We start from the raw sequence: 11608 nt of genomic DNA on the forward strand, positions 1-11608 counted from the left end.
AACTATTTCGACTTAGAAATAATTTTCACCAACAAAAAAGATCTCCTACCTAGAGTAGAAGATCTTCAATCTTTATTAACTCAATCCGTCATGTCTGCGACCAAGGTTCGATGTTCCAGTGGTAGACTGCACATAACCAGCAAGAAGATGAATCCTGACTGAACCCAGAAGAGGGCCAAGTCAAAAATTCCATGTACAGCGACTACTGTGAGGAAGGAGAGATAAAGACCGATAATTGGTCGTTTCCCAGACTCCTGACTCATATCCATCATCATATGAACCGGGATAACCGAAGAAATGGATAGGAGAATTGTTCCAATCAAACCATAACTTAAAATAGTATCGATGTAAAGACTATGTGCATGCTCGTGGTAAGGTGCATGAATTCTCGGATAGGAATTCATATAGGTCAGTGGACCCTCACCCCAGATCGGATTTTGTTTAAACAAAGTCATACCCGCATTCCAAATTGAAACACGCTCTTCCATTGAAGAATCTAGGGTTCCCATTCGGACACCCAAGTCACTTGAAAAGAGGAAACAAAGGCCAATCCCAAAAACGCCAATACTGAGCCAGAAGGCACGCCAGTTTTTAATGGTTGTAAAAAGATAAATGATTGCACCCGCGATAATAGCTGGGAAGGCTGTTCGATTTTGCGTGAAATTTAAACCAAAAAGATTTACAAAACCTGCTAGCACACAAAAAATTTTTAACCATCTTAGCTTTGTCGTTGTAAAGAGGTAAAAAGCAATCATGATACAGAAGCAACAGATAATCCCATAGTAGTTAGGATTAAAGAAGGTCACCTCTGCACGGTTCTGGTGCCACACTTGCATATTGGGTGAAAGAAAGGCATAGTTAAATTTCTTTACAATTTGGAAATGCTCCAAAGTAGCAAAAGCGGCAGAGACAACACTACCAAACAAAACCGTCTGGAGTATCAGTCGAAAGAAAGCATGCGTCAGTCGCTTCTGGTAAAAACTAAAGAAAATGAGGAAGAGAAACATCAGTAAAGATGCAACCAATCCAAGCCAGTTCTTGGCAACGATAGAGATGATACTACTGTAGGCAATAAAAAAGAGAAGTACAGGATGTTTGGCTAATCCTTTGATAATTCCCTTCATCTCCCCAGTAACAAGTAAACCTATCAAATATAAAGCAAAGAGGGCTAAGAACAAATAAAAAGGTAAAAAGATACTTATGATCATCAAATACAAAAAGAAATCTTTTTTCGAAAGCCCTCTTATCTTATCCAGTAATCCAATTGATTTCAAAACGGATCCTTTCTGTTCTGGATTTCTCCAGAAGATAAATGCTAAACTATCTTTATATTCTACCATTTTTTCCGTCATTTGGGAACAATGAACACGTTTTCGCCACAAAAAAACTCTTTCATTAATATAGTACTAGAACTGAATTTTTCTGCCGTTTTCCACTACTTGATAGGTCTGACTTTGCAGATCAATTTCTGCTACTGCTGTTACGGACTTGTCTTTATTTTGACGTTTGATTACAATGCTGTGAGCTGTTGGTGTTTCTATCTCAATAGTCCCTTCTAGGTCAAAGGCCTCTGATTGATTACGGAAAGAAAATAGATTGAGAAGAGACTTCACCACAGGACGTTGAACTTCTTCTGCTATTTCCTCGTTGCTATAGTAATGACGATTAATATTTCGACCTTCTTTAGTTTCTTCTAACAATTTCAAGTCATTTTTTCCTGCTAATAGACCCACATAGTAAACCTGAGGAATGCCTGGAGCAAAAGCTTGAATCAAACGAGCGAGGAAATACTTGACATCATCATCTCCAAGCGCAGAATAGTAGGTTGAATTGATTTGGTAGATATCTAGATTGTTATACTCTGCACTGGAGTACTTCCGTTTGACATTCGCTCCAACCTTATAGAGCTCATTTGAAGCATAGTCAACTTCCTCATCAGTCAGGATATCTTTGACATCCACCACTCCAATTCCATCATGAGTATCTAGTGTCGTAAATTGCTTCATCGGGCTCATCTTTAACCACTTAGCCAAGCGCTCTGTTCTGGAACTGTAAAGAGTATAAAGGGTCACCATTGGAAGGGCAAAATCGTAAACATAGTAATCATGGTCCGCTATTTTAAACTGAATCGAATAGTGTTCATGAATCTCAGGTAAGAGCTCTGTCACATACTCAGCAGCGATATCTCGAACTTTGTCCAATAAATCCCAAATATCTGGTTCCACAAAGAAATCATTGGTATCCAATTTCTTCACTGCATAAGCAAAGGCATCTAGACGAATCAAATCACAACCATTACTTGCCAGGTGCTGAATGGTCTTACGGATGAATGCCATCGTTACTTCTTTGGTCACATCAAGATCAATTTGTTCCTCACCAAAGGTATTCCACAAATGTTCTACTGAACCATCTGCAAAAACAATCTCTTGCTTTGGTGCACGATCCTTACGCTTGTAGATTAAATCTACGTCAGACTGTGTCGGACGGTTCTCTGGCCAAAACTTATCCCAGTTTAAAAAGAGATCTTTAAATTCACTGGCTTCATGTTTTTCTTGATAGTCCCTATAATACTTAGATTGACGAGAAATATGATTAATCATAAAGTCAAACATAAGATAATATTTCTCACCTAAACGCTTAACGTCCTCCCAATCACCAAAAGCTGAATCCACTTCATCATAGTCAACTGGCGCAAATCCACGATCACCTGTTGATGGGAAAAATGGTAGAAGGTGAACTCCTCCAATAGCATCACCAAAATGCTCTTCCAAATTCTCATATAAGTCTTTAAGATTATTTCCAAGACTATCTGAGTAAGTAATCAACATAGTTTTATTTTGAATGGTCATAGATGTTCTCCTTTTTCTGATGAAAGCCAAGTCTTATATGACCTGGCTTCGTAAATGAAAGATATTTTTAGATTTTTGTTCACATTGAACTCGTACTAAGCTGCAAGCAACTAAGTACGACTTTCTTGTTTTCTACATAGAATTGTCAACAAGCTGAACCGTTCGTCTATGTATGGAATTATACATTCCCTAAGCACTTTCTTACTTCACTGCCCCGTTGCTCATTCCTGAAATGATATGTTTTTGGAAGATGAGGTAGACGACAGTGATTGTTACAATTCCCACAATATAGGATGCAAAGCTTGGTCCATAGTCATTAAAGTACTGACCTTGGTAGTTGTACTGGAAAAGAGGCAAAGTCCACATCTTGGAATCCTTATTCAAAATCAACAGTGGCAACATAAAATCATTCCAGAACCATAGAGCATTGATGATCAAAGTTGTAGCATGCATGGGTTTCAGCATTGGAAAAATGATTCGACGGTAAGTTGTAAATCGATCAGCCCCATCAATTTCCGCAGCTTCATCTAAACTATCTGGTATACTGATTTTAATATAACCAACATACAAGAAGAGAGTCTGTGGAATAGCATAAGTTAGGTAGAGTATTACTAGCCCCCACATATTTGCTAGACCAAGCTTACTCATCATAACTGTGATGGGAATCATAATCACCTGAAATGGAACAAATATCCCTAAGATCAAGAGCGAATACATAATTGCAAAGGCTTTTTTCTTGGACATATTTCGAGCAATGGAGTAAGCTGCAGCTGGTATAAAGAAAGCCACTACAATCAATGATAACACCGTAATAACTGCTGAATTCCAGAAATAGCCTCCAATTCCATCCGAAATTAATCGTTCATAATTACTTAAGGTAAAAGGATTGGGCAAACTAAAGAAATGATTCATGATATCCTTAGTTATTTTGAAAGAACTAAATACTGTTACTAATAAAGGAACAAGTATAAGGATACCACCTACTATCAAGAGGACATATTTCCAAAACTGATTCAATTTTTCTTCTTTTTTCATGTGTAGGACTCCTCTATTAGAGTTCAAATTTCTTTGATAGCTTGATTTGGATAAGAGAAACAATTCCAATAATTAAGAATAAAATCAAGGCAATTGCATTCGCATATCCATATTGATTACTCTTGAAAGCATAGTTGTAGACTAAAAGTCCAAGAGACGTTGTAGCATTATTTGGACCACCACTCGTCAAGGCAAAAATCTGGTCAAAGGCAGTCAGGCCAGACTTAAGAGCCAGAATAAAAACCATCGAAATCGTTGGAAGCAAATAGGGTAATTCAATCTTCCAAAAAGTTTGTTTACTTGTTGCACCATCAATTGATGCCGCCTCCAAAATATCACTTGGAATACTCTGAAGACCAGCAAGAAAGAGAATAATTGGCATTGCTACTCCTTGCCATAGAAGAACAAAAATAGTTGCCACTACCGCTCCGACAGGTGTCCCCAATAGACTTTCTTGTAAAAAACCAATCCCTAAAATTCTTCCAATCGTTGGAAGACCATAGTTGAAGAATTGTTTAAAAATCAAGGAAACTGTCAAACCAGACAAAACAGCCGGGAAAAAGAACCAAGCTCTAAAGAAGGTCTGCCCCTTCATCTTAGAATTTAAGGCTCGTGCCACAACCATCCCAATCGTAATCTCTCCAATAATCAATGCCAGAGTTAAAATCAAAGTAAAAGCAATCGCTGTGAAGAATTTCCCATCAATCATAAGCAATTTGTAGTTATTCAAACCAACAAATTTATAATTATAGGTCAATCCAGTCCAGTTAGTCAAACTATAGAAAGCACCTTGCACCATCGGAAAGTAAAAGAAAATCGCTTGTAAAGCAAGCGGGATGAGCAAAAAAGTCCAACCCCAGTATTTATTTAAAAATTTTCGAATAGCCATATCATCTTAACTCCTATTCTAGTCCAAATCTGCCTTCATTGGATTAAAGAAAGCATTGAGATTGTTTGCCATATTTTTCAAATTTTTATCCATCAAGTAACCTGCACTTAGATTAAAAAAGTCTTCTTCAGAATTCCAGTGTTGGCCCAACCAAACATAATGTTTGTCAGTAAATGCCAGTTTAGAAATCTCTGTAAGCGCTGAGTCTTCTTTTTCCTGTATGCCTTTTACAGCAACTGGTGATCCATCTACATCATAATATGACTGCATAGCTTTTGGACTAGTCATATAACTGATAAATTCTTCGGTTTCTTTCGGATGTTTAGTAGTAGCCGAAGTTGATAATGCCATGTCCCCTGCACCAACAGTAACTTCTTTTCCTACTTCTTCTCCTGGGAAGGCAAACATCCCCACCTCAAATTTTGGATCCTGTTGATTAATTGCCGCTAATGCCCATGATCCTTGTGGCATCATCAAAGCTGTTTCACTCGAAAATGCTACCACCGCATCATTATAAGAAGCACCACGCCAACCATCTTGAGCATTATCTGCCAATAAATCTAGTCGTTCTGCATCGGCTTTTAAAATAGCATCATCTGCAGAGATAGCGTTTGGTTTTGAAAAGCGAAGGTAGTTATTAGCTGCGTCTCCACTACCTGTAATAGTAATGAGAGAAAGTTGGTGGTAACCATTTAATGTCCAGCCTTCATTGCCTGCAACTGCAAATGGAGAATTCCCACTATCTTTTATCTTTTTAACAATCTCTTGAAACTCTTTAAAAGTCTTCGGTTCCTCAAGTCCTAATTCTTTAAACTTTGTTTTATTGTAATAGATTCCATAGAGGTTAGCAGTTAAAGGCACACTATAAATTTTGTTATTGATTGCATACTTTTCGGCATAGTCGTTCTTGATGTTCTCAAGATAAGATTTCCCTGTCATATCTGCAAAATAACCTGCTTTTGCCCACTCCTGAAAATCCATATTTTGAGGATAGATATTAATAATATCTGGAACATCTCCTGATAAAATCCGAGTCTTCAGAACAATTCCAGCTGCGGGAACAGTCGTCAGTTTTACATCAATAGTAGGATGATCCTTTTCAAAATCATCCACTATCCTTTGCAAGGTATCCGCCATCTCGGTCTTCTGGTTAAAAAACTCAATCGTTACCTTGCCATCAGTTGACTCCTCTTGGCTACTGCAAGCTGACAGTCCCAAAAGGCAGAGTCCTGTAGTAGCAATTAAGCTCATCTTTTTATACCATCTCATGATTTTATCTCCTTATCTTCTAATGAAATGTAACTGCCTGCTGAGATAATCTCCCTGCGGAAGCTCCATAGTAATACCCGCATACATGAGTTCTGCACCTGAGTAAACTACACCATTTTCCTGTAATTCATACCGTCCCTCTTCATCCAAATCTTTTAACTTTAAAGTTGTTTCCATGGTCTCTACAACTGATAAGACTCGAGCGTAGGTTACAATCGTTTGATTTTCATAGTTAAATTGTACAGCTGCTTCATTGGATTCAGCATCGGGATTGATTAACCTATACTGATTTCCCAACTGGACTACTGGTCGCAATTCTTTATACAAGTTCACCTGATTAGCAATCTCAGCTTTCTCTTCATCTGATAAACTTGTCAAATCAAGTTCATAGCCCAGATTTCCCATCATTGCCACATGACCACGAGTTTCCAATGGTGTCATTCGTCCCATCTGATGATTTGGTACTGCTGACACATGAGCTCCCATGGAAATGATTGGATAGAGATAGGATGAGCCGTATTGAATTGGTAAACGTGCAATGGCATCAGTGTTATCACTAGCCCAGACTTGTGGGAAATAGCGCATCATGCCAAGATCATTTCGTCCACCACCACCAGAGCAGGACTCAAAGAGAATATGGCTGTTCTTCTCTGTTAGATAAGAAACAAGTTCATAAAGTCCCAGCATGTACTGATGAGATTGCATCTGGGTTTCCAGATAAGCTGAACCATTCCCTAGATTAGTGATATTGCGGTTCATATCCCATTTGATGTAGTTAATCTTATGATGAGAGAGGAGTTCATCTAAGACATTTTTCAGATATTCTACTACCTGGGGATTGGCAAGATTAAGTACTAATTGATTCCGAGAGTAAGTATGCTCATACCCTGGAACCTGAATAGCCCAGTCAGGATGTTTGCGATACAAGTCGCTATCAACGGAAATCATCTCAGGTTCTAACCAAAGCCCAAACTGCAAACCTCTTTCATGGATAGCTGAAATCAGACTTTCTAGACTTCCACCCAATTTTTTCTCATTAACAACCCAATCACCTAAAGCACGATTATCATCAAAGCGATTACCAAACCACCCATCATCTAATACAAAAAGTTCTATTCCAACTTTCTTAGCTTCATCTGCTAATTCTAACAGTTTTTCTCTCTGAAAGTCAAAGTAAGTAGCTTCCCAGTTATTGATAAGAATTGGGCGTTCTTTTTTAGAAAATTTACTTGGCATAATGTGCTTAAGTACAAAATTCTGACTTTCATGACTGATACCGGTTAATCCCTTATCTGAATAGGCCACTAAAGCTACCGGTGTTTCAAAGTTTTCCTTAGGATCCAACTTCCAAGAAAAATTTTCTGGATTAATCCCAATAGCCACCCGAACTTCATTCAGTTGATTTTTTTGGACAAAAGCTTCGAAGTTTCCACTATACATCAGTTGAATAGCAAACACATTCCCAGCATCCTCTGTAGCTCCTTGATCACATAGTAGAAGAGCTGGTGTTTGAGCATGACCAGAAGCACCACGGTTCGAACTAATTGAAAAGATTCCTTGTTCTACCTGTTGACGCCGGACAGTCTTTTCACGAGCATAAGCTCCCTGTAAAGTCACTATTTCGTAAGCTGCAGCAGGAAAATCAGCCATAAAAGAAAAGTCCTTATGAATGACAACTTCCTGATTGCTATTATTTTCCAATTTGCCATAACTAGCAATTGTCGCATCATTATCAAAAGCTGTATAATACAAAGTCAGACTGAGTTTAGCTTGAGGATCTTCTAAAATCAAGACAAGCGTCTCTGTATCATCCATGCTGTGAGGAGAAGGTAAGCCCTGTGGACCATTCTGACCTTTTAAAATCTTTGCTTCTACAAATCGAAAGTCTGTTACTTCAGTTGCATCATGCTGAACCTGTAAAGTTGGTTTTCTAAAGTCACCCAAACCATGTTGTCCAAAAATTTGACGTTGCGTATCCAAACTAAAGGTGCGATTAGTAGCTGTTGGATTACCTGAAAAAGCATGATCGCGTTCATAAACACTATTGGCACCATTATAGTTCTTAATAGTCTTTCCTAAATGTTTTAATAATAAGTACCCATCCCTATTTTCAATAATCAAACTTAAACCTTTACTCTCAACGTAAAATAGATTATTCTCTATCCGAATTCCCATAAATTATACCTCATCCATTTCTTGATAAAATTTTAGCAAATAAAAGCGCTTTCTAAAATAGAAAAATGTCTCTAAAGTATGGTAAAATGTTAGGTAGGAGGTGGCCCATGCTCGTTTTTTCAGAATACCAGACTGGAACAATTGATCTTTCTCTTAGCTTCTACGGTTATGAAGAATGCACGCCTAACTACTCTTTTGGCCCAGCTATTCGAGATACCTATGTACTACATTACATTACTAAAGGAAAAGGTCAGTTCCATTATAAGGGGAAAATTGTTGATTTAAAGACAGGAGATTTCTTTTTACTAAAACCAGATGAATTAACATTCTATCAAGCAGATAGCCAGGATCCTTGGGCTTACTACTGGTTGGGGATCACTGGAGGGAGGGCACCTGACTACTTTGCTCTATCTCAAATTTCTAACCAATCCTACTTAATTCAATCAGAGCATTGTCATACCCAGACAACTGCAAAACTCATCTCAGATATTGTCCGCTTCGCTCAGATTACAAAATCAAATGAATTGGCTCAACTCCACATCATGGGACAACTCCATGAACTAATGTTTCATCTAGGAACTATTGCTCCCAATCAGAAAAGAGAGAATATTTCTTCAACCCACCAACTCTATCTTGACTGCAAACGATTAATTGATAGTCACTATCCACAATCGCTCACCATTCAAGATTTAGCTAAAGAGCTATCGGTTCATAGAAGTTACTTAACTAGTGTGTTTAAAGAATTTCACCAACTCTCTCCAAAAGAGTATTTACTTTTCGTTCGAATGAAGCGTGCTCAACAGTTACTAGAACACACCAATGAAACGATCAAAGTCATTGCATATTCTGTGGGTTTTTCAGATCCACTACATTTCTCAAAAGCCTACAAACAGTTTTTTCATAAAACACCTAGTCAAACTCGAAATGAATACTCTCACTCCCTCTTAGCTAGAAAGGAAAATCAATGAAATCACACCAACTAGTTTACCAAATATTAGCTAGAGAAAACGATTATGTTAGCGGAGAAAAAATCGGAGAAGAACTGAATTTAAGCCGTACATCCATATGGAAAGCGATCCAACGTCTTCAACAAGAAGGCCTAGAAATTGACAGTATCAAAAATAGAGGATACAAGCTTATTCAAGGCGACCTGATATTGCCTGATTTGATTCAAGAGAAAACCAACTTAATCGTTCACTACAAACCTGAGACCAAATCAACCCAAACAGATGCAAAAGAAGGAATTGAAGCTGGAAACCAAGGAAATAGACTCTATCTTTCAACCTGTCAAACAGCAGGTCGTGGCCGCTTTCAGCGTCCCTACTATTCTCCATCTCAGGGTGGGATCTATATGTCCCTGCATATTCAACCCAATCTTCCCTATGAAAAACTCCCATCCTATACTCTCCTTGTAGCTGCTGCAGTCTACAAAGCCATTAAAAACCTAACTATGATAGAAGTAGATATCAAATGGGTAAATGACATCTACTTTAAAAATAAAAAAATAGCAGGTATCCTCACCGAAGCAATGACATCAGTTGAGACAGGCTTGGTTACAGATGTCATTATCGGACTTGGAATAAACTTTGCTATAGAAGACTTCCCAGAAGACCTAAAAGAAAAAGCAGGTAGCCTATTTATGCCACCTGCACCTATCACACGAAACGAACTAATCTCAGAAATTTGGCGTTGTTTCTACCAAACAGCACCCGAAGAACTACTCTACCTTTATAAAGAACACTCTCTTGTTCTAGGAAGAGAGGTCAGTTTTATCCAAGATCAGACTAAAAAAAAAGGAGTCGCCAAGGACATCTCCGACAAAGGACAACTCCTTATTCAGCTTGATGACCAGACAGAAATCTGGCTCAATAGTGGTGAAATCTCACTCACTAGCTGGACTTAATAACAGCACTATATGGTGTCTAGAACCTCAACTAGTAACATATAGTGCTTTTTGAATATAGAAAGTAACAGATATATAAATAGCCGATTCCCTATCAACAATTTACAGGTGGATAGCTTTTGAGGCATTCTTTTTATATGCCGTGCTATGTACCAAAGAAGCTCCATAGCAGTGATTCTCATATTCAAGCATAATCAATGGCAGCGCAAAAACTTTAACAGCATATAAAAGCAGCCAAAACATAAAGACTTCAGCTTTTATATTCACCAAATTTTTACTAAACATCTCGTACAAGAAGCATGCATTTAAAGCCATATTGAAGAGACTTGCCAACGTTGCTGAGACTATATTGGTTTTCAATTTTGGATGATAACATTTAGCCACATATAAGGCCAATATTGAAATATTATAAAGGCAAATCGGCTGGTAATTTTTCCTATAAATAACCAGCGTCTTACGATTATAGAACAGGAAACCATGAGGTCCACGATGATATTCATTGATCCAGACATGGCTAAGACCTCTAATCTCATCCCAAGCTACAAATAAATCAATTTTTCTTAGATAAATCCCTTTTTTATGAATTGAACATTTCCATTTGAACATGAAAGATAAAAGAAAAGTAAGGAGCAAAACCACAACTGTAACAATCCTCAACTCCTCTTGCCCGATAGTCAAGGATAGGTTAAAAAAGCGAATTTGCGCTTTTTTTGTATCTAAGATCATTGAAATCACAGTTAGAAATACTACAAAGATAAATAGTATAAATCTATAAAAAATACTACGAAATTTTACTCCATTTTTCATATAGAATCACCTAATATCTCAAAATCTTTATTCCTAATAAAGCACTAAACCTAGCAAAGCTGTTGCTATATTAAAAATTTTTACTCACTATTATTTTAAAAGAAATACACACAAAAAAAGAGCTTACTAGCTCTCTAAGTACGGAGAATGGGGGATTCGAACCCCCGCGCCGGTTACCCGACCTAACGATTTAGCAAACCGTCCTCTTCAGCCTCTTGAGTAATTCTCCTATTAATGGGCACGAGTGGACTCGAACCACCGACCTCACGCTTATCAGGCGTGCGCTCTAACCACCTGAGCTACGCGCCCAAGTTCAAAAACTTGGTATGAACTTTCGTTCAAAGCGGGTGACGAGAATCGAACTCGCGACAACAGCTTGGAAGGCTGTAGTTTTACCACTAAACTACACCCGCTTAATAAAACAAAATATGGCGCGAGACGGAATCGAACCGCCGACACATGGAGCTTCAATCCATTGCTCTACCAACTGAGCTACCGAGCCAAATTGCGGGAGCAGGATTTGAACCTACGACCTTCGGGTTATGAGCCCGACGAGCTACCGAGCTGCTCCATCCCGCGTTAATATAAAAAGGAGGATGTGGGATTCGAACCCACGCACGCTTTTACACGCCTGACGGTTTTCAAGACCGTTCCCTTCAGCCGGACTTGGGTAATCCTCCA

9 protein-coding genes and 6 tRNA genes are annotated in these 11608 nt (G+C 38.3%); 2 read left to right on the forward strand and 13 right to left on the reverse strand.

Features of this window, described 5'->3' with window-relative positions; all coding sequences use genetic code 11:
* Positions 1–80 precede the first annotated feature (80 nt).
* The 6 genes from HMPREF1125_RS03180 to HMPREF1125_RS03205 form a co-directional block, all read right to left on the reverse strand.
* Positions 81–1274, reverse strand: a complete 1194-nt coding sequence (locus HMPREF1125_RS03180; protein ID WP_025172316.1) for an O-antigen ligase family protein — start codon at positions 1272–1274, stop codon at positions 81–83.
* A 132-nt stretch (positions 1275–1406) separates the two neighbouring features.
* Positions 1407–2849 (reverse strand): sucrose phosphorylase, encoded by a 1443-nt coding sequence (gtfA, locus tag HMPREF1125_RS03185; RefSeq protein WP_000155212.1) that lies wholly within the window; start codon positions 2847–2849, stop codon positions 1407–1409.
* A gap of 201 nt (positions 2850–3050) precedes the next feature.
* The gene (locus tag HMPREF1125_RS03190; protein ID WP_000711262.1) at positions 3051–3884 is read right to left on the reverse strand and encodes a carbohydrate ABC transporter permease; all 834 of its coding nucleotides are present in this window, start codon (positions 3882–3884) and stop codon (positions 3051–3053) included.
* A 16-nt stretch (positions 3885–3900) separates the two neighbouring features.
* Positions 3901–4773 carry a carbohydrate ABC transporter permease gene (locus HMPREF1125_RS03195; protein ID WP_001007689.1) on the reverse strand — a complete coding sequence of 291 codons (873 nt, stop codon included), beginning with the start codon at positions 4771–4773 and terminating at the stop codon, positions 3901–3903.
* Positions 4774–4791: 18 nt separating this feature from the next.
* Complete coding sequence (locus HMPREF1125_RS03200; protein ID WP_001267887.1) at positions 4792–6042, reverse strand: extracellular solute-binding protein; 1251 nt, start codon at positions 6040–6042, stop codon at positions 4792–4794.
* A gap of 12 nt (positions 6043–6054) precedes the next feature.
* Positions 6055–8217: an alpha-galactosidase gene (locus HMPREF1125_RS03205; RefSeq protein ID WP_000512827.1), complete on the reverse strand. Its 2163-nt coding sequence runs from the start codon at positions 8215–8217 to the stop codon at positions 6055–6057.
* 107 nt (positions 8218–8324) lie between these two features.
* Between HMPREF1125_RS03205 and HMPREF1125_RS03210 the strand changes: the two genes are divergently transcribed.
* Both HMPREF1125_RS03210 and birA read left to right on the forward strand, forming a co-directional pair.
* A complete protein-coding gene (locus HMPREF1125_RS03210; RefSeq protein ID WP_000959988.1) occupies positions 8325–9185 on the forward strand; it encodes an AraC family transcriptional regulator in 861 nt (286 codons plus the stop codon).
* On the forward strand, positions 9182–10120 hold the full coding sequence (gene birA / locus HMPREF1125_RS03215; protein WP_000835300.1) for a bifunctional biotin--[acetyl-CoA-carboxylase] ligase/biotin operon repressor BirA: 939 nt from the start codon (positions 9182–9184) through the stop codon (positions 10118–10120). The genes HMPREF1125_RS03210 and birA overlap by 4 nt, the downstream gene beginning before the upstream one ends.
* Before the next feature lie 102 nt (positions 10121–10222).
* Here the strand turns inward: birA and HMPREF1125_RS03220 are convergent, their stop codons facing one another.
* From HMPREF1125_RS03220 to HMPREF1125_RS03250, 7 genes are all read right to left on the reverse strand, one after another.
* The gene (locus HMPREF1125_RS03220) at positions 10223–10927 is read right to left on the reverse strand and encodes a hypothetical protein (protein WP_000788482.1); all 705 of its coding nucleotides are present in this window, start codon (positions 10925–10927) and stop codon (positions 10223–10225) included.
* A gap of 141 nt (positions 10928–11068) precedes the next feature.
* A tRNA-Ser gene (locus HMPREF1125_RS03225) sits at positions 11069–11156 on the reverse strand.
* Positions 11157–11162: 6 nt separating this feature from the next.
* Positions 11163–11236 (reverse strand) — tRNA-Ile (locus tag HMPREF1125_RS03230).
* 33 nt (positions 11237–11269) lie between these two features.
* A tRNA-Gly gene (locus tag HMPREF1125_RS03235) sits at positions 11270–11340 on the reverse strand.
* A gap of 16 nt (positions 11341–11356) precedes the next feature.
* A tRNA-Phe gene (locus HMPREF1125_RS03240) sits at positions 11357–11429 on the reverse strand.
* A 3-nt stretch (positions 11430–11432) separates the two neighbouring features.
* Positions 11433–11506 (reverse strand) — tRNA-Met (locus HMPREF1125_RS03245).
* Between the two features lie 11 nt (positions 11507–11517).
* A tRNA-Ser gene (locus HMPREF1125_RS03250) sits at positions 11518–11607 on the reverse strand.
* Between the last annotated feature and the right edge of the window lies 1 nt (position 11608).

This window comes from Streptococcus oralis SK304 (assembly GCF_000287715.1).
Taxonomy (GTDB): Bacteria; Bacillota; Bacilli; order Lactobacillales; family Streptococcaceae; genus Streptococcus; species Streptococcus oralis_Y.